The 19,164-nt window shown below is 61.4% G+C and carries 18 protein-coding genes; 8 read left to right on the top strand and 10 right to left on the bottom strand.

Going from position 1 to position 19,164, the window contains the following annotated elements:
* Positions 1-232 precede the first annotated feature (232 nt).
* The 5 genes from ACFSNN_RS04965 to ACFSNN_RS04945 form a co-directional block, all read right to left on the bottom strand.
* Positions 233-931: a response regulator transcription factor gene (locus tag ACFSNN_RS04965; RefSeq protein WP_134460533.1), complete on the bottom strand. Its 699-nt coding sequence runs from the start codon at positions 929-931 to the stop codon at positions 233-235.
* Between the two features lie 25 nt (positions 932-956).
* Positions 957-2,336: a sensor histidine kinase gene (locus ACFSNN_RS04960; protein ID WP_134460536.1), complete on the bottom strand. Its 1,380-nt coding sequence runs from the start codon at positions 2,334-2,336 to the stop codon at positions 957-959.
* A 66-nt stretch (positions 2,337-2,402) separates the two neighbouring features.
* A complete protein-coding gene (locus ACFSNN_RS04955; protein ID WP_134460539.1) occupies positions 2,403-3,443 on the bottom strand; it encodes an ABC transporter substrate-binding protein in 1,041 nt (346 codons plus the stop codon).
* A 155-nt stretch (positions 3,444-3,598) separates the two neighbouring features.
* Positions 3,599-4,993, bottom strand: coding sequence for a sensor histidine kinase (locus tag ACFSNN_RS04950; protein WP_134460542.1), 1,395 nt, complete (start codon positions 4,991-4,993; stop codon positions 3,599-3,601).
* Complete coding sequence (locus ACFSNN_RS04945; RefSeq protein WP_106301761.1) at positions 4,983-5,660, bottom strand: response regulator; 678 nt, start codon at positions 5,658-5,660, stop codon at positions 4,983-4,985. The genes ACFSNN_RS04950 and ACFSNN_RS04945 overlap by 11 nt, the downstream gene beginning before the upstream one ends.
* 248 nt (positions 5,661-5,908) lie before the next feature.
* Between ACFSNN_RS04945 and ACFSNN_RS04940 the strand changes: the two genes are divergently transcribed.
* The 8 genes from ACFSNN_RS04940 to ACFSNN_RS04905 all read left to right on the top strand — a co-directional run bounded on the left by ACFSNN_RS04940 (position 5,909) and on the right by ACFSNN_RS04905 (position 12,935).
* Complete coding sequence (locus ACFSNN_RS04940; protein ID WP_134460545.1) at positions 5,909-6,928, top strand: ABC transporter substrate-binding protein; 1,020 nt, start codon at positions 5,909-5,911, stop codon at positions 6,926-6,928.
* A gap of 40 nt (positions 6,929-6,968) precedes the next feature.
* Entirely contained in the window at positions 6,969-7,763 is a 795-nt protein-coding gene (locus tag ACFSNN_RS04935) for an ABC transporter ATP-binding protein (protein ID WP_012425936.1), read from the top strand.
* Positions 7,764-7,779: 16 nt separating this feature from the next.
* The gene (locus tag ACFSNN_RS04930; protein ID WP_106300182.1) at positions 7,780-8,643 is read left to right on the top strand and encodes an ABC transporter permease; all 864 of its coding nucleotides are present in this window, start codon (positions 7,780-7,782) and stop codon (positions 8,641-8,643) included.
* Between the two features lie 455 nt (positions 8,644-9,098).
* Positions 9,099-9,365, top strand: coding sequence for a hypothetical protein (locus ACFSNN_RS04925; RefSeq protein WP_134460548.1), 267 nt, complete (start codon positions 9,099-9,101; stop codon positions 9,363-9,365).
* Between the two features lie 334 nt (positions 9,366-9,699).
* The gene (locus ACFSNN_RS04920) at positions 9,700-11,133 is read left to right on the top strand and encodes a tetratricopeptide repeat protein (RefSeq protein WP_134460551.1); all 1,434 of its coding nucleotides are present in this window, start codon (positions 9,700-9,702) and stop codon (positions 11,131-11,133) included.
* Between the two features lie 82 nt (positions 11,134-11,215).
* Positions 11,216-11,698 carry a glycoside hydrolase family 108 protein gene (locus ACFSNN_RS04915; RefSeq protein WP_012425932.1) on the top strand — a complete coding sequence of 161 codons (483 nt, stop codon included), beginning with the start codon at positions 11,216-11,218 and terminating at the stop codon, positions 11,696-11,698.
* Entirely contained in the window at positions 11,698-12,390 is a 693-nt protein-coding gene (locus ACFSNN_RS04910) for a hypothetical protein (RefSeq protein ID WP_134465501.1), read from the top strand. Before ACFSNN_RS04915 ends, ACFSNN_RS04910 begins: the two co-directional genes overlap by 1 nt.
* A 227-nt stretch (positions 12,391-12,617) precedes the next feature.
* Positions 12,618-12,935 (top strand): DUF4148 domain-containing protein, encoded by a 318-nt coding sequence (locus tag ACFSNN_RS04905; RefSeq protein WP_134460553.1) that lies wholly within the window; start codon positions 12,618-12,620, stop codon positions 12,933-12,935.
* A 345-nt stretch (positions 12,936-13,280) separates the two neighbouring features.
* Here the strand turns inward: ACFSNN_RS04905 and ACFSNN_RS04900 are convergent, their stop codons facing one another.
* The 5 genes from ACFSNN_RS04900 to ACFSNN_RS04880 form a co-directional block, all read right to left on the bottom strand.
* Complete coding sequence (locus ACFSNN_RS04900; RefSeq protein WP_012425929.1) at positions 13,281-13,529, bottom strand: hypothetical protein; 249 nt, start codon at positions 13,527-13,529, stop codon at positions 13,281-13,283.
* A 117-nt stretch (positions 13,530-13,646) separates the two neighbouring features.
* Entirely contained in the window at positions 13,647-14,693 is a 1,047-nt protein-coding gene (locus tag ACFSNN_RS04895) for a phytoene/squalene synthase family protein (protein ID WP_134460556.1), read from the bottom strand.
* Positions 14,694-14,840: 147 nt separating this feature from the next.
* Positions 14,841-15,725, bottom strand: coding sequence for an amidohydrolase family protein (locus ACFSNN_RS04890; protein ID WP_134460559.1), 885 nt, complete (start codon positions 15,723-15,725; stop codon positions 14,841-14,843).
* Positions 15,726-15,750: 25 nt separating this feature from the next.
* A complete protein-coding gene (locus ACFSNN_RS04885) occupies positions 15,751-17,652 on the bottom strand; it encodes a feruloyl-CoA synthase (RefSeq protein ID WP_134460562.1) in 1,902 nt (633 codons plus the stop codon).
* A 37-nt stretch (positions 17,653-17,689) separates the two neighbouring features.
* Complete coding sequence (locus ACFSNN_RS04880; RefSeq protein ID WP_134460565.1) at positions 17,690-19,141, bottom strand: aldehyde dehydrogenase; 1,452 nt, start codon at positions 19,139-19,141, stop codon at positions 17,690-17,692.
* Between the last annotated feature and the right edge of the window lie 23 nt (positions 19,142-19,164).

The following is a 19,164-nucleotide window of genomic DNA, read 5'->3' as shown; positions in this document are numbered from 1 at the left end:
CATTGCCAATGCCCCAGCGCTTGCCACCAGCAACAACCTGGACATTCTCATCGATGTCTCCTCCGAACCTGCTGCGTTGAATTGATCTGATTTCCTCTTGAGTGGCAGAACCGAGGATAGTCAGACCAACCCTTCACGCCTCTTTCGCGGGCACGGGGCAAACGTCGGTGAAAACACTAAAGGCAACGGGATTGACAACGTACAGTCAGGCGATTCGATTCGCCCTGAGCCGCTACAACGCGGCAGCAAACGCTTCGCGAGGCTCTTCTTCACGCAGGATATAGCCGAGTCCGCGCAACGTCATGATCTTCGCGCTCGACGCCGCGAGATGTTTGCGCAGACGGTGGATATAGATATCGATTGCGTCCGCGCTGGGTTCGTCGTCGAGTGTGAAGACTTTGTCCATCAACGTCGCCTTGGAGACTGTCTTGCCCTGTTTCAGCATCAACGTCTCGAGAATGGCATGTTCGCGGCGGCGCAACGGCAAAGGCTCGTTTTGCAGCATGAATTCACGCGAGTCGAACAGATAACGCAAGTCGCCGCACTCGATCGACTGACCTTTGTCGCCGCCCGCCTGACGGCGGATCAACGCTTTGATGCGCGCTACGAGTTCGCGTGCGTCGAAGGGCTTGACGACGTAGTCGTCGGCGCCGGCGGAGAAGCAGGCCACCTTGTCGTCGGTCGAGCCATTCGCAGTGAGCATAAGCACCGGGACATTGTCGCGTTTGCGGCGCAACCGCGCGAGCACGTCCTTGCCGCCGATGCCGGGCAGGCGCAAATCGAGCAACACTGCGTCGTAGCATTGCAGGCCAAGCAGCGTCTCGGCCTGTTCGCCGTTCTGTGCCCAGTCGATCACAAAGTGCTCGACCTGCATCAGGTTCATCACCCAGCGCGCCAGGTCCGCATCGTCTTCTACGAGCAGCAGTTTCATCGCTCTTCCTTTGTGCAATCGCGCATCATGTTGCGGTCCAGATTCGCATGACCACCGTGGCAACGAGCCCAACACCATCCTCGCCGGATTCGAGCGTGACAGTGCCGCCCTGGCGATGGGCAATCTCGCGCACGATCGGCAGGCCGAGGCCGGTGCCGTCTGCATGACTCGACGCGCGATAGAAGCGTTCGAACACTCTCGCCCGCGCGTCGGGCTTGATACCCGGTCCATTGTCGATCACACGCACGACGGCCATGTCATGACGACGGGCGGTCTGCACGGTGACTCGGCCGCCGGCCTGGGTATAACGCAGCGCGTTGTCGACAAGATTGGTGACGAGCGCCGCAGTCAATGCCTCGTCGCCAGTCACGATCATTCCGTCTTCCAGCTCGGCACCCAGATCGATTTCACGAGACTGCGCGAATGCGATCAACTCCTCCAGCACACCCGCGATCAACGCACTGAGATCGACGCGTTCGCACGCACTGGCGGGCGCGGCGGACTCGGCCTGCGCGAGCAGCAGAAGTTTGTCGGTCAAGGTGGTCAGCTTGCGGCTGCTCTTGTGCATGCCTGCCAGCGCTTCGGCGAGCGGTGCGTCGCGGTTTTCCCGTTGCCTCGCGAACTGGATTTGCGCCACCAGCAGCGTGAGCGGCGTGCGCATCTGATGCGCGGCATCGGAAATGAATTGCCGCTGAGTCGCCGCCTGCTGACCCATGCGCGCGATGCACTGGTTGATTGCATCGACAATCGGTCTCAGTTCGACATGCAAGCGCGCCACACGTATTGGCTGTAGCTGCGACGGATTGCGATCGGCGACGTCGTCTTTCACTTTCATCAGGGGACGCAACTCGAATGTCAATCCGAGGTACACGAACACCATTGCGAGCACGAGCGTGAGAACCTCGCCGAATAACTGTGGACGCAGCAGGCGCCACACCATCGCATCTCGCGAGCCCTCGGTTTTCGCAACCGCGACAATGACTTCTTCCGTGCGTCCCGTGTCGTAAAGCTGCCGGACGTAGGCGACGGCGCGCACGGTGCGGCCGTCTTCAAGACGGGTCACATAGAGCGTCGGGTTGTCGCCGGTGTGCGGCGGCAGCGGCAACTCCAGGCTGCCGGCCACCAGGCGGTGGCCGCTCGCCTCGACGCGATAGAACACGCTGTCCTGTTCCGGCGACTCGAACAGTTCAAGCGCAGCCGGCGGAATCTGGATCGAGACATTGCCGTTATCCCAATCGATATCCTCGCCGATGATGCGCATAGACGAGAGCAGCGCATTGTCCTGCACGAGGTCCGCCGTGGTCTGCGCGTTGCGATACGAAATCACGCCGGAAATGGAAACGAACGCCGCGAGTGGCAGCAGCAGCCACCACAGCAAGCGTCCGCGCAAGCTGGCTGAAAACACGATGCGTCGTCCCTCTCTAAAGGATGCCGGCGCGCCTCGTCGAGAGAGAAGCGACCGGCTTCCGTACTACGGCTTCACTTCATTGACGAACTGATTGGTGAAGGTCCTCGACAGATCGATATGACGATCCTTCACCGAAGGGTTAAAACCCGCCAGCACCTTGAGCACCGTTTCCGGCCCGTCGGCGGGCATTTTGCCGTCGGCGGTGTACATCGCCAGCGAGGCCTTCAGTGCGCTCACATAGAGCGACTTGTCATTGCCGATGTAGTCTTTCGGCATCTGCGCGGCGATCTCTTCGGCGCTGTGTGTACTCAGGTATCGCAACGTCTTCACAAATGCGCGCGCCAGTTTGGCCGCCTCCTGCGGGTGCGTGTCGAGCCACGCGCTTTGCACATACAGGCTTGAGGCCGGATAAGTTCCACCGAGCACGGCGCGCGTACCTTCGACATTACGCATGTCCACCAGCACCCTGGCGTCGCCGGATTTGAGCAGTTGCGAGACCGTCGGCTCGGTGGTCATACCCGCGTCGATACGGCCTTGCCGGATTGCGGCGATAAAGCTGTTGTCCGCGCCCACCGGCAGCACAGTGTACTGTGAACGCGGCACGCCTTTGAGGCTGGCGAGGTACTGCGTGAGAAAGTTGGTCGAAGAACCGAGCCCTGTCACGCCGAGCGTTTTACCCTTCACGTCGGCCATGCTTCTGATCGAATCGGCCGCCTTGGTCGCGACCATCTCCACTTCGCCGGGCACCTGGCCGAACACCACGATCGCCTTGATTTCCTTACCTTTGGCTTGCAGATCGATCGCGTGATCGTAGAAGCCGACCACGGCCTGCACACCGCCCGCGAGCAGTTCGTTTTCCGCATCGACGCCTGCCGGCTGCGATTGCAGTTCAACGTCGAGTCCTTCCGCCTTGAAGTATCCGAGCTGTTCGGTCAGGCGTGCGGGCAGATAGATGAGCTTGGTAATGCCGCCCACCATGATGACGATTTTTTCGGGCGAATCCGCCCGCGCGGGCGCGGCCGGCTGGGCGAGCAGGAAGATCGTGAGCGACGCCGCGACGGCGGCATGGAGGGCGCGCGCAACGCGCGTCACAGCATGAGGCATGGTGAGGATGTCTCCGTTGTTTTTCCGCATCCGCGGTCGGCGCCTGAAGGATCGCCTGCAAAAATTCTAGGCGCGCGAATCCTTCTCAAAGCTTTCGCCAACGCCTTTGCGGCCCTGATTGCGGGTTTGTCCTGAGTCGCGATGAAATAGCGGCTTCAACCGGCCTTAAAACGCTCTGCCGCGGCTCGCGGAAACACCACGCTGATGTGCACGCCCTTGCCGCCCTCGCCCGGCTTGAGCGCGATCTCGCCGTGATGAGCGTCCGCGATTTCACGCACGATGGCAAGGCCCAGGCCGGTGCCCTCCGTATCCGCCGACGCCCGGAAGAACGGCTCGAACACGCGGCCGCGCGATTCGGCCGGAATGCCGGGGCCATCGTCCAGCACGCTTACGGTGACCGTATCGGCGTCGGCGCTCACGCCCACGGTGACATGACCGCCGCTGCCCGTATAGCGGATCGCGTTCTCCGCGAGATTGGCAATCAACGCCTGCAATAGCCCGCGATGCCCCGCCACCGGCGCGGCACCGTTCAGCTCGGCGCCTAGATCGATGTCTCTGGCCTGCGCGAGCAACGCGAGGTCTTCCACGACTTCCAATGCGAGCGGCACCAGGTCCACCGTTTCCACGGCGAGTTGCGTGTTGTCGGCCGCCTCGGCTTGCGCGAGCAGAAGCAGCTTGTTCGTGAGACCCACCATCGAACGGTTACTGCGATGCATGGCGGCCAGTGCTTCGTCGAGCGCCGGGTTCAAGCCGTCCTGTTGCCGCGCGAACTGCAATTGCGTGCCGAGCAAAGTCAGCGGCGTGCGCAACTGATGCGCGGCATCGGCGATAAAGCGGCGTTGCGCGGCCACCTGCACGCCGAGCCGCGCGATGCATTGATTGATGGCTTCCACGATCGGCCGCAACTCGGTATGCAGACGCTCGACGCGAATCGGCTCCAGTTGCATAGGGTCGCGATCCGCTACCTCCTCTTTCACTTTCATCAGCGGCCGTAACTCGAACGTGAGGCCGATGCACACCAACGCGACCGCCAACACGATCATCTCGATCTGCCGCACGAGTTGCGGTTGCCACAATTGCTGGGCCATGGCGTCACGCGAGCGCACGGTTTTGCCGACCGTCACGCGCACGCGGCGCGTCGCACCGTTGTCGTACATGAGACGCACGAGGCCGACCGCCCGCACATCGTGGCCTTGCAGACGGGTGTCGTAGTGATCCGGCGTATCGGGCGTCCGCACCGGACGCGCCGGGAAATCGGGTATTCCGGCGAGCAGGCGTCCGTCGTCGACCTGCACGCTGTAGAACACCTGATCGCGGTAGGGCGACACGAATACTTCGAGCGCGGCGGGCGGCACATCCACGCGCAGGAAGCCATCCACCCATTCCACTTCGCCCGCGATCATGCGCGCCGACGAAATCAGTTGGTTGTCCTGCACCAGATCCGCCGTACGTCTCGCATTGTCGTACTCGGCCTTGCCGGTCACGAATACGTACAACGCGAGTGGCACCAGCAGCCACCACAGCAGGCGCATGCGCAGACTATTGGTCATCTTCTTTCTTGCGCAGCAGATAACCGAGCCCGCGCAGCGTGACGATCGCCGCCGAACTGCCGTCGAGTTTCTTGCGCAGACGCGAGATGTAGATTTCGACAGCGTCTTCACTCGGTTCGTCGGCGAGCGTGAAGATCGCGTCGACCAGCGCCGGCTTCGTCACGGTTTTGCCCAGACGCAGGATCAACGTTTCGAGCACCGAGCGCTCGCGTGGCGTGACGTTCAGCGGCGCGCCCTTCAGCGTGAACTGCCGCGTGTCGATGTCGAACGTGAGATCGCCGCACACCACTTCGCTCGCCTTGGAGGGCGACTGCCTGCGGATCGCCACCTTGATCCGCGCGATCAACTCGCGCACTTCGAACGGCTTGACCAGGTAATCGTCCGCGCCGGCGCCGAGCAACTCCACTTTTTCGTCGATCGAACCGCTCGCCGTCAGAATCAGCACCGGCGTCGCGTCGCCACGCTGACGCAGTCGCCGCAGCACATTCTTGCCTGACAGCTTGGGCAAATTCAGGTCGAGCAGGATCACGTCGTAGTGATTGGTGCGCAGCAGCTGGTCGGCGGCGTCGCCGTCCTGCACCGCGTCGAGCGCGAACGCCTCCTGCTCCAGCATCTTCGCGAGCCAGTGCGCCAGCGTGGGGTTGTCTTCGATGAGCAGCAGCTTCATGGCGGGAACGGCAAAAGTCAGGCCGTCGATTGTGCCGTAAAACAAGGGCTTTGCGCGCGTGCTGTGTGGTGTGCGGGATACGTCGCGACGTTTTCGGCAGGGTCGACAAAGAGCTGCGGGTTAACACCCATGATTTGTCGATGCCCCCGAAAGCTGCCAGAAGGTTTCCGATTTCTATAATCGCCGTCATTCACCCAGAAAGCGCCGCATGAACACCCAGCGGCGACCAAACCTAAGGAGACTGCTTCATGCGTACCTTGCGCCAGATTGCCGCTGTGTCAGGTGTTGCGTTTACCCTTGCCGCCGCTTCGGCCGCCGCTCACGCGGAAAAGCTCACGATCATGGTCGGCGGCGCCACCAAGATCATCTACCTGCCCGCCAAGCTGACGGAGCAACTCGGCTACTTCAAGGACGAAGGCCTCGACGTCGAGATCCTCTCGCAGCCGGCCGGCGTCGACGCGGAAAACGAACTGCTCGCGGGCGCGGTGCAAGGCGTGGTGGGCTTCTACGACCACACCATCGACCTGCAAAGCAAGGGCAAGGAGATCCAGGCGCTGGTGATCTTCGGTCAGGTGCCGGGTGAAGTGGAAATGGTCTCCACCAAGGCCGCCGATAGCTTCAAGAGCATGGCCGACTCGAAGGGCAAAACGCTTGGCGTGACGGGGCTCGGTTCGTCGACCAGCTTCCTCACGCAATACCTCGCGCAACGTGCCGGCGTACCGTCCACGCAATACACGCTGCTGCCGGTTGGCGCGGACAACAGCTTTATCGCGGCCATCAAGCAGAGCCGTATCGACGCGGGCATGACGACCGAGCCGACCGTCTCACAGCTGCTGAAGACCGGCGACGCCAAGGTGCTGGTCGACATGCGCACGCTGGAAGGCACGCGCGCCGCGCTCGGCGGTACCTATCCGGCTTCGAGCTTCTACGTTCAGCGCGCGTGGGCGGAATCGCACAAGGACGACGCCGCGAAGCTCTCGCATGCTTTCGCAAAGACGCTGAATTTCATCGCGACGCATAGCGCCGAAGAGATCGCCGCGAAGATGCCGAAGGACTACTACGGCAACAACAAGGACCTGTATGTCGGCGCGCTGAAGGCATCGCTGCCCATGTTCACGAAGGACGGCAAGATGCCCGCCGACGGCCCGGATACCGTGCTGAAGGTGCTGTCGGCGTTCAATCCTTCGGTGAAGGGCAAGCATATCGACCTCGCGAAGACTTACACCAACGACTACCTGTCGGCACCGGTCAAGACCGCCGCGAAGTAACGCCCTTATCACTATCACGAGAACAGCGAGGCACCAGCCGATGAATCAACCTTTGTCACGCGATACGCCAGCGATCGAAATGCGCAACGTGTCGTGCCGTTTCATTTCTCCTGATGGCAAGGCGACCATCGCGTTGCGCGACTTCAGCATGTCGGTGGCGCGCGGCGAATTCGTCGCGGTGGTCGGGCCCACGGGTTGCGGCAAGTCCACCACGCTCAGCATGATTACCGGCTTGCTGAAACCCACCACGGGCGAAGTACGCGTGATGGGCGCGCCGGTAGACGGCATCGATCCACGTATCGGTTTCGTATTTCAGGCCGACGCGGTGTTCCCGTGGCGCTCGGTGCTCGACAACGTGGCGGCCGGTCCGCTGTATCGCGGCCGTTCCAAATCCGCCGCGTACGACGAAGCCAACGAATGGCTGCGTCGTGTGGGCCTCGACAAATTCGGCAAGCACTATCCGCATCAACTGTCCGGCGGCATGAGAAAGCGCGTGGCGCTCGCGCAGACCTTCATCAACAAGCCGGAAATCCTGCTGATGGACGAGCCGTTCTCGGCGCTCGACATGCAAACCCGCACGCTGATGCAGGACGAACTGCTGCAGCTGTGGGGCGGCGCCGGCTCGGTGGTGTTCGTCACGCACGATCTGGAAGAAGCGATTGCGCTCGCCGACCGTGTATTCGTGCTGACCGCGCGCCCGGCGACGCTGAAGAAAGTGTACGAAATCGATCTGCCGCGTCCGCGGGTCACCTCGGAGATTCGCTACGAGCCGCGTTTCATCGAAATTTCGCGCGACATCTGGCACGACCTGCGCGAAGAAGTGCAGATCGGTTAATCAAGGAACGGCAAATATGTCTACTACCCCTCAACAAATGATGCCCTCGGGCATCGACGCCGCATCGCTCGCCCACGTCGAACGTGTAGCGCAAAAACGCATCCGGCAGCGTCACGCGCTGGTGATCTCGCTGCGCATCGTCGTGCTGGTGGTCGTACTAGGCGGGTGGGAACTGTCCGCGCGCCTGAAGTGGATCGACCCGTTCTTCTTCTCGATGCCGAGCGCGATTTTCGAACAGATCATCGACTGGTTCGTGAACGGCACCTCGCAAGGTCCGCTGCTTACGCAAGTGTGGGTCACGCTCGAAGAAACCGGGCTCGGTTTCATTATCGGTTCGGTCGCCGGTGTGTTCTGCGGCATCGTGCTCGGCCGCAACAAGCTGCTCTCCGACGTCTTCAGTCTCTACATCAAGATCGCCAACTCGATTCCGCGCGTGGTGCTCGGTTCGGTGTTCGTGATTGCGCTGGGTTTGGGCATGGCGTCGAAGGTGGCGCTGGCGGTGGTGATGGTGTTCTTCGTCGTGTTCGCCAACGCGTTCCAGGGTGTGCGTGAAGCGGATCGCTACATGATCGCGAATGCGCAGATTCTCGGCGCGTCGCGCCGTCAGGTAACGACCTCGGTGGTGATCCCGTCGGCATTGAGCTGGATTCTCGCGAGCTTGCACGTGAGCTTCGGGTTTGCGCTGGTCGGTGCGGTGGTGGGCGAGTTCCTCGGCTCGAAGCAAGGTATCGGACTGTTGATCTCGACTGCGCAAGGCGCGTTTAACGCAAGCGGTGTGTTCGCCGCGATGATTGTGTTGGCCGTAGTCGCACTGGCAGCGGACTATCTGTTGACTGCGGTCGAACAGCGGCTGTTGAAGTGGCGGCCGGCTGCGGTTTGAGCGAGCTCCATTAGCCGCGTAGCAGGTCACGTTGAAAAGAATGCCGTTCAGTCACAGACTGAACGGCATTTTCTTTTTCGGCCAAATGAAAGACACCAGTAAGGCCAAATTAACCCCGTTGGATTTTTTAAGCAACGAGCCCTCCGCGCATTCAGGATGGCTGATTAATACTTGAATTTGAATGCAACCCATCCGTCTCCTTGACATGGTGGAGGCAAGTCCGACTCTCTGAATCGTCGCCGAACAATAAAGCCTCAGCGCGCACCTTTCCTTGCAATACGAAGTATTTCGATAACGCACCTCTCTGGTGCGCTGCGCGGAATTCGACAAGGAAGCCGGCGATCGTCTCCGCCCTGTGTCCCGCCTGATTGTCCGCATGTCTTGCGTGCAATCCTGGCGGAACTTCCGCAATGTGGTGCCGCGAGGGCGGCGCCAGGAGTTTGAAGGAGAGGGACATGAAGAAGGCTCTGATCATCGCAGGCGGACTGCTTTGCGCGTTCACGTGGCAAGCGCACGCTCAGGACGCCGCCACGGAGAGTACGGCGCAAGCTCAGCCGACAGCGGCCGACGCGGTGGGCGGCCAACCCTCCACAACTTCGATGTCCGGCGGTCCGGTCAAAGCACAAGGACTCACGCGTGCGGACGTCTACCAGCAGCTCATTCAATCGCAGAAAAGCGGTGAATCAGCGCGCTTGCAAGAACTGTTCAAGGGAGGCAACTGAACTGCGCCGCGGCACGGAAGCCAGTGCGTAATTGAATAGTTCGCTGCCGGCTTCGTTGCACGCATGACATCGTATCCGTCCTGTCGCCCGACAGGACGGATACGGCGTCCCATCGAAACACCTCATTTCCCGCCCTCTCCACGCCGCCTGTCTCCCGCCGGCAAACTCACGCGCAACATTCGTTGGCCTCCACGCAACACAATTGCGCGCGCTCCTGCACCGCAGTCCCCTACACGCCCGTCGTATAAGGCACTGTGCGCAATGGCACGGTCGATGCGTAATTGACGTCACCCAGTCGTGCACTTACCAACATCCGTTGAAATCGAGGTGCGTCATGTCGAGTGTGCAGAGCCAACGTCGGCCAGTGAATTGGCGAAGCCGGCCTTTTTGCGCGGATGCCCGTTCAAAGCGTCATGTGGCAAAGCGCGACTTCTCGGCGGGATTCGTGCCGTTCGGGTTGCGGACCGCCGGCTTCATCGGACGAGGCCCGAAACAATTGTGGCCGTATGTACTGCCGTGGGTGTTCGCGGTTCTCACCATCGGTTTTTTCTGCCTCGTCGTGCGCGGCGTACTCACGCGGCAATTACTGGTGCCGCCCGTCGAAACGCCGCAATCGCTGGTGGAACGCGGTTATACGTCGAACTTTCTCGCGGAACGCATCATGTCTTCGATGCGAGCGATCGGTCAGGACGCCGAGTCGATTCCGCACGACACCCTGACGGACAACGACGCACAACCGGACATTCAGATCCCCGGTCAGGAGATGTCGTATGCAACCACCGTGCGCTTCATTAAAGGCGTCATCAAACGCACGGACGTGGTCGTTCATGTCGGCATCACGAAGGTCAACGACAGCGCGGACTCCTACGTGGCGCATGTGCAGATTGAAGGCGGTCCGTTTAATTCGCGCGAAAGCACGGTGTCGTTCGAAGGACGCGATCTGGAAAAGTTCGTGCACGACATTGCAGTCAAAGCCATGCGTCTTGCGGAGCCGAATATTCTCGCCAGTCATCTCTACTCGCAAGTGCAGAAAACCAAGTGTTCGCTCGCGCACTGCGACTACGGCGAGATCGTCGCGATCTACGACGAAGTGCTCGCACTGCCCGCCTCCGAGCAAGGCGAATGGGCGCTCGCCGGCAAAGCGTGGCTGCTTGCCAATCAGGGGCTGTCGAAAGAAGCCGAGCAGCAGACTCGCGAAGCGCTGACCGTGTACCAGCATTCAGCGGTGCTGCACGCAAGCCTTGGCATTGCACTCGAACAGCAGCATCGCATCGACGACGCACTCGACGCCTTGCGAGCCGGCGCAAGCGAGAAATCGAAGACGGCGGAAAATCTGCGACTTCTCGGCGACGTGCTGTTACATGCGAACCGCTATGCCGAAGCGCTCGATGCATTCAAGCAGGCCGACAAGATGAAGCCCGACTCGGTCGACAACCTGCACGATTGGGGCGAAGCGCTCGTCACTGTCGGCCGCTATGACGAAGCAATCGAAAAGCTCTCGCGCGCCGTCGCACTGCGCCCGGATCTCGCGCCCTCTTACGCGGAATGGGGCCGGGCACTGGATCGCAAAGGCGATCGGTCCGGCGCCTCGCGCAAATTCGCTCAAGCGTTGCAACTCGATGCGGGGACTTTGTCGGTGCGCGAAAGTCATCTGGCGCGGCTTGCCAGAGCGGCGCAGGGAGGCAATCGCCCAGACGCGTCGAAGCCTAATGACGGAGTCAGGCCTGTTTCGAATCCGCCCGCCTCGCTTGCGTTGCAAACCGCGTAACGAATACGCGGCCATGCAGATAGCTTAGTCCCGCAGTACTTACCCGTTGCCGTAATACATCTGGTTGAAGAGGAGATGTTCGATGGACAATTTCGAAGATGCGTTCAGGGCTCTGATTGGCAGTGAAGGCGGTTACTCCTTCAATCCGCACGACCCTGGCGGTGAAACCATGTGGGGCGTCACGGCGCGCGTGGCACGCAGCGCGGGCTATGCCGGCGCCATGAAAGACCTGCCGCTGGATACTGCCAGACAGATCGCCAAACAGAAGTACTGGGACCCGCTGCATCTCGACGAGCTCGACCCGCGCGTTGCCTTCCAGATCTTCGACGCCAATTACAACGGCGGCCTGGTGGTGTTGTGGATGCAAAAAGCTTCCGGTGCGAAAGAAGACGGCAAATTCGGCCCGGACACACTCGATGCGGTGAAGAACGCGGACGCGCTGAAGTTTGTCATGCGCTTCGCCGCTTATCGCTTGCGTTACCTGCGCAACCTGCACGCATGGCCCAATTTCAGCCGTGGATGGACCGAAAGAATGGCCGCTAATCTTCTCCTGGGAGCAGCATGATGGACTGGTCTAAAGTAGCCTCGAACATCGGCGGGAGCGCACCGCTTCTCGCCGGCCTCGTGGGTGGTCCGATCGGCGTGGGCGTGACCGCCGCCGCCGCGATCATTTCGCATGCGCTCGGCACGCCGAGCGATCCGAGCGTCGTGGAACTTGCGTTGAACGATCCCAGCGCACTCGAGAAGGTGCGGCAAGCCGAGAGTGCGAACTCGTTGCAGTTGCAACAGTTGATGGTCACGGCCGCCCAGGCGAGCCTCGCGCATGAAAGCGATATGGCGCGCATCCAGGCCGCCGATCAGGCCGACGCGCGCGCAATGGGAATCAGCAATAAGGACTGGGTGCCCAAAGTCCTCGCGATGGCGGTCACCGCCGGCTTCTTCGGCATTCTACTGCTCATGGCCTTCCAGCCGCTGCCGGGCACGAACAAGGATCTCGTCAACGTGATCGTCGGCGCATTGGGTACGGCGTGGATCAGCATCATCGGCTATTACTTCGGCACATCGGTGGGATCGATGCGAAAGACCGAACTGCTCGCCAAGCCCAGCGTGCCCATCACGCCTGACAGCGCGCTCACGCTGCGCGAGCCCGCCACGGCTTCAGCGGCGCGGCCACAAGCGTCGCCGGCTCCGTCGCACAGCGAGGCATTCCAGCAATTCACGCCGGGTGGACAGGGTCCAATTTTCTCGGGCAGTTGATGACGATTCGTTCACTGACGAGGCGCAGCACGCGACGAGACAACCGCTCGACGCGTGCTGCGTCGCGCGTATCTCGCCTCCGGAATCCGTCGTTTGTCTCAAATTCGACAACAAACATTACCTCAAACGGTGATTACTCTCTCCAGGCCGCAAAACTACAATGCAATCACTGAATACGAACAACAACGTTCGTAGCAAGATAAAAACCGAATTGGAGGTAGTTCATCATGAAATCGCTCATTCAAGCTGTTGTTATCGCTGCTGTGCTGGCCGCTCCCGTTGCTTCGTTTGCGCAGTCCAACCAGCCCGTCACCCGCGCCCAAGTGCGCGCCGAACTGATTCAACTCGAAAAAGCAGGCTATCAACCCGGCCTCGCCGATCCGTACTACCCAGCCGACATTCAGGCCGCACAAGCTCGTGTCGCTCGTGAAAACGGTACCGCACAGGCCGCGGAAAGTGGTTACGGTGGCGCGGTGAGCAGCACCTCTCAAGCGGGCCGCCCGGTTCTCGCGAATGGTCCGCAATCGGTTTATTTCGGTCACTAAGCAGTAGCCGCGCGGCAATCAGCGCGTAACCCGACCGCAACCAGTTGTCCGGCGAGTTGAGCGGCACACGCACGAAGCGTTCTTGTGCGACGATCAACCGCCTGGCGCACCAGTAACCGGTGCGCAATGATTCAAACGAACTGGCCCGCGACCGGTATCTCCGATCGCGGGCCAGTGGTCCATTGGTTACCTCCGTCATCGGGCTCCCGATGGCTTCGCCTGGACCCTTCATGGTCCGGGCGCTTTTTATTGGCGTCGCCGTTCTGCAGCGCCTTTGTCAGTTTCGGAAGGGAGCCCGCATTGGCGGACCGAGGCCGGTTTCATATAATAGGCCCGCGGGCCACGTCAGTCCCGTGCGATGAGATCGCCCACTTGACCGCGCCCAGTGACGAGACAGCTCGATAGAAAATTCTCGCCCTGGCTGCTGGCTCCGATGTCTCCGAAGCCTTTCTTCAGCGCGTTCGATTTGACCATCTCCGCGCCCTGGTGACACGTTATTGTCCCCATCTCGCCCGCTTGCGCGCGCATCAGCGCTCTATCTGCCATCAGATAGCCGAGCAACAGCACTACGGCAATATTGAACGCTTGTCTCATGGTTCGCCTCCTCTTTGGAAGAGACTAACGCGAACCATGGATACAGGGTGCTAGGGGTTTCCCGATCGATGGCTATTCCATGATGCAGATTAAATCAGGTCTGCTTGTTCGCGACGCTCAAAGGCGGGCTTCGATTTGCCTGATTCGCTGTTCGATGGCATTGCGCACCAGTCCATTCGAAGGCACCAGCAGCAGCGACGACGCGATGATCTGATACACCCTATTACGCCGCACTTTCGACACTTTCTGCGGATCGAGCCAGGCATCGTTGTCCACGAGCAGGAGCAGCGTTTCCAGACCGATCAGAATCGGCCACAAACAGGCGAGCCGCAAACGCACGGAAAATGCGGAAATCGCCAACGTGTAATCGAGGGCCTCACGGAAATGATCGAGGGTTTTGCGCAAAAGCTCGACCATCAAAGGCCGGGCACGCAGCGAATTGGCCGGCACCAGCAAATCCTGCGCGCTTAGACCATATCGGTCGAGCAAGGTCTGCGGCAGATAACAGCGGCCGATCCGCAAATCCTTGCCGCAATCGCGCAGCACGTTGGTCATCTGCAGCGCCTTGCCGAAGCGCACGCCTCGCCGTGCCATCGTCTCGGGCCGCTCTTTAAGCGTGCCGGGCATGTGCGCGTAAGTCATCGTGGTCCAGAATTCGCCGACGCAACCTGCCACGAGGTACGTGTAGCGGTCGAGTTCGTCGTATTCGCGCAGCGCCGCGATCCGACCGGAACGTTCGTCGGGGAAGGTGCGAAGATCGAACTCCATGCCTTCGGTCAGCGTCGAAACGATCTCGCGCACGGCCTTGCGATCCGATTCGCTCAGTTGCGACAACACATCGAGCGCGGGGCCGAGCGATTCGAGCAGCACTTTCTCGTCCGACTGGTCCTGCTGCCCCGCTACTTCCGCGGCCATGCGCTGGAATAGCGCGGCGTCGTCCGTTGCGCCGTTCACCTGAGCGCGCAGTGACAACAGCAAGGCAAGACGTTGTTCCGGCGAGATCAGCGAGGTGTCGGCAATCGTGTCGGCCGCGCGCGCGAGCAGGTAAGCGAGTCCGATCGGATCGCGCATCCCGACGGGCAGCACGCGCAGGGTGAGATAGAAGGAGCGTGAAACGCCTTTCAGGAGCGGGCCGAGAAGGAAGGCCCGGGTCGGATTCGGCATGGATGGAATCAGGTCGGAGTTGTGCAGGAAGCGAGCAAAAAAACGGGCAAAAAGTCAGGCGCTGCCGAATTGTATACGGCGAAGCGCCTCTGCCGTGCGCGGTGGACCTGTCCCGCCCCATCAGCCCTACCACCGCTCCCACGCAACTCAAGCGGCTTGTTGAAGTCCCAGCAGGCCGATGGCGTTCTGCTTGAGAATCAATGGCTGCACCTCTTCCCTGAAACCAACTTGCGCGAAATCCTCCAGCCAGCGGTCCGGTTGAATCAACGGAAAATCCGAACCGAACAGCATTTTGCGCTTCAGCACCGTGTTGGCGTGGCGAATCAATTCGGGCGAGAAATACTTCGGCGACCAGCCGGACAAGTCGATAAAGACATTGGGCTTATGCAGTGCGATCGATAACGCCTGCTCCTGCCACGGCCACGACGGATGCGCGATCACGATGTTCATGTCGGGGAAATCCGCCGCGACGTCGTCGAGATGAATCGGCTCCGAGTACTTCAGGCGCAGCCCGCCGCCGCCTCGCATGCCCGATCCCATGCCGGAATGGCCGCTGTGAAAAACCGCCGTGAGCCGATGTTCGGCGATCAGCTCGTACAGCGGATACGCCAGCCGGTCGTTGGCAAAAAAAGCCTGCATCGTGGGATGAAACTTGAAACCACGCACACCGTATTCTTCAATCAGCTTGCGCGCTTCGCGCACCCCCATCTTGCCTTTGTGCGGATCGATGCTGGCAAAAGCGATCATGATGTCGCTGTTTTTCTGCGCGAATTCGGCGATCTCCTCGTTCGGAATGCGGCGCCGCCCGAGGTTCGCTTCGCAATCCACGGTGAACATCACAAAGCCGATCTTGCGCGCGCGGTAGTGTTCGATGGTTTCGGGAATCGTCGGCCGCCCGCCGAGTTTCAGCACGGTGCCGAAGTACTTGTCGGCGGCATCGTCGAATTCCTTGCCGAACAGATCCGGCGGCTGGCAGCACGACACCTCCGCGTGCACGTGAGTGTCGATTGCTACGAGTTGATCGAGATTCATCTGCCGTTCCCTGTGTGATTCCGAGTCACGTCGCGCCGCATGCGCTCGCGACAATCACCGCGGGATCGCGCCGCGCCACGTCATACATCGCTTCGACGAGCGCGGCACGATGCGTCAGCACCGCGCGCTGATTGATCGAGCCTTTGTCGGTGATCTCGCCGAGATCGAGCGACGGCGCAACGTCCATGAGCCGCAGACGCGCGATGGTCGTCGCGCCGCCCGTGGCGCTGCGATTGAGCGTGTCGAGCAACGCGGTGAAGTGCGCGCGCACGGCCGGTGCTTCGACTACGTCTCGCGCGCTCGCCGAGGCGGGCAAGCGAGCTAGCCGCCTGCAATCGTCGATGCGCGGAAAGACCAGCAGGCCCACATCGTCGCGATTCATGCCGGCGACTACCACATCCTGCACATACGGTGCGCCTTCGGAGATCACACGTGCCCGCATCGGACCGACGCTCACGAACGTGCCCGAACTCAGCTTGAAGTCCTCCGCGATACGCCCGTCGAACAGCAATCCGAGTTCCGGCCGCGTCGCGTCGACAAAGCGCAAGGCGTCGCCGCTGCGGAAGTAGCCTTCTTCGTCGAACGCGTTATGCAACTCTGCTGTGTCGGCACGCCAGTATCCCGCCATGACGTGCGGCCCGCGATAACGCGCCTCGAGCTTGTCGCCGACCGGCGCGAGTTTGACTTCGCAGCCGGGCGCAGGCAAGCCCACATAGCCCGCGCGCATGATCGGACCCGTGGTGAACAGACATGAAGGCGACGTCTCCGTCATGCCGAGTCCGGCCATGATGCGTATGCGCTCGCCGCAATATGTTTCAGTGACGCGTTCGAGCCGGTCCCACGCTGCTTGCGACAGGCCTGCACCCGAAAAGAAATACACTTTCACGCGCGAGAAGAATGTCTCGCGCAATTGCTCGTCACGTTCCAGCGCGATCGCCAGTTCCTCCCAACCCTTCGGCACGTTGAAGTAGATGGTGGGCGCGATTTCACGCAGATTGCGCAGCGTTTCCTCGAATTTGCCGTTGACCGGTTTGCCGTCGTCGATATAGAGCGTGCCGCCGTTGTAGAGCGCGATACCCGCGTTATGGCTGCCGCCGAACGTGTGATTCCAGGGCAGCCAGTCGACCAGCACCGGCGGTTCCGTCGCGAACTCGGGAAACGTTTCGAGCAGCATCTGCTGATTGCTGCACAGCATGCGGTGCGTGGTGGGCACTGCCTTCGGCAACTTGGTCGAACCCGAGGTGAAAAGAAATTTGGCGATCGCGTCCGGGCTCACCGTGGCGTGAACTGTGTCGACCGTGGTGGGCGTTGTGTTCAGCAGCTCGTCGAACGCAGTCATGTTGCGTGCCGCCGGCTTTTCTCGCGGCATTTTCGCGGCCACCACTTCGACATCGGAGGATACGGTTGCGTCGATTGCCTTGGCGAACGAATCGTAGGCGCTTGCAAACACGAGACTAGGTGTCAGCAAATCGATCGTATGGCGCAGCTTGCCGAAGTCGCCGGAAGCAAGCGAATAGGCGGGCGAAATCGCGGCATAAGGAACGCCCGCCCACATCGCACCGAGCGCGAGTTGCAGATGTTCGAGATCGTTGCCCGACAGAATCGCCAGGGGCCGCTCAGCGGACAGGTCGCGTGCGAGCAGCGCCTGGCCGATTGCGCGCGCGCTTTGCAACGCCTTCGCGTAGCTCAGGCCGATCCATTGACCATCGCTGCCGCGACGCGCCGCCAGCCATCGCTCGGGGTGCGCCTGCGCGCCGCTCACGAGCCGTTCGGTCATACGCTGCGGATGCGCGCCGAGCGGTTCGGCCGCGCGCAAATACCACGTGTCGCCTTGCCGTTGCGTGTGCAACGATGAAGCGCCGATCGTCGTCGCCCGGTAGCGTTTTGGCGCATCGGGGGTGTTCGGTTGTATCGGCTCGGAATGCAAAGCCTGTCTCCTGTATGAAAAAGCGCGATCGCAACGCTCAGATCGGATAATGCCGAGGTCCGGTTTGAATCGTGATCCAACGCAGATCCGTGAACTCTGCAATCGAAGCCTTACTGCCGAATCGCCCGTAACCGCTTTTCTTCACACCGCCGAACGGCATCTGCGCTTCGTCGTGCACGGTAGGACCGTTGATATGGCAGATGCCCGATTCGATACGCCTCGCCACGTTCAACGCTCGCGACACGTCACGGCTGAATACCGCTGCCGAGAGTCCGTACTCGCTGTCGTTGGCGATTCGAATCGCTTCTTCGTCGCCATCCACACGCTGCACCGTGACCACCGGCCCAAATGATTCTTCCGCATACAGCTTCATGGCGGGCGTGATGCCGTCGACGATCACCGGCTGCACCGCAGCGCCTTCGACCGTGCAGCCGACCGGCAATTTGGCGCCCTTCTCGCGGGCATCTTCGATCAACGCCTTGATGCGTTGCGCGGCGGCGGCGCTTTCGAGCATGCCGAGCACGGAATCCGCCGCGGCAGGGTCGCCCGCTTTTAAAGTCCGCGCCCTTGCCGCGAGCTTCTCCACCAATGCATCCGCAATCTTCCGGTCGACGATCACGCGCTCCGTCGACATGCAAATCTGCCCCTGGTTAAAAAACGCGCCGAACGCGATGCCTGCGACCGCCGCATCCAGATCGGCGTCGTCGAGCACGACCACCGGCGCCTTGCCGCCGAGTTCGAGGAGCGCCGGCTTCAAATGCGACGCCGCATGTTGCGCGACAATGCGCCCCACTCGCGTCGAACCCGTGAAATTCACCCGACGTACCGCCGGATGCGCGATCAGCCGCTCGACGATCGCCGGCGCATCTTCAGCGGAATGCGTGATCACGTTGACGACGCCGTCGCCGAGACCGGCTTCCTGCAGCACGCTGCCGATCAATCGATGCACGCCCGGACAACCTTCGGATGCCTTGAGCACGACCGTGTTGCCGCACGCGAGCGGCATGGCAATGGCCCGCGTGCCGAGGATCACCGGCGCGTTCCACGGCGCCATGCCGAGCACCACGCCGCATGGCTGGCGCACCGCCATCGCGAGACTGCCCGGCACGTCGGACGGAATCACGTCGCCGTCGATCTGCGTGGTCATGGCCGCGGCTTCGCGCAACATGTTGGCGGCCAGCATCACGTTGAAACCGTACCAGTTCGGCATCGCGCCGGTTTCGGCGACGCCGGTTTCGATGAACTGCGCGGTGCGAGCATCCATCAGATCGGCTGCCGCCAGTAGGCGTTTGCGGCGCTCGGTCGGCGCCAGCGCCGACCAGGCCGGAAAGGCCCGCGACGCCGCTTCGACCGCGGCGTCGGCATCGGCCAGCGTGGCCGCTGCCGCACGCGATGCCGCCTGACCGCTCGCGGGATTGATCCGCTCGAAGGTCTTGCCATCCGCTGCGCCACGGCTTTCACCGCCAATCAACAAAGTCATTTCATGCATGTCTGTCGTCTCCTCGGTGTCTG

Source organism: Paraburkholderia dipogonis (assembly GCF_042680985.1).
GTDB classification, from domain to species: Bacteria; Pseudomonadota; Gammaproteobacteria; order Burkholderiales; family Burkholderiaceae; genus Paraburkholderia; species Paraburkholderia phytofirmans.
The sequence above is the reverse complement of the archived record's forward strand: the minus strand, read 5'-3'. Positions and strand labels throughout refer to the sequence as shown.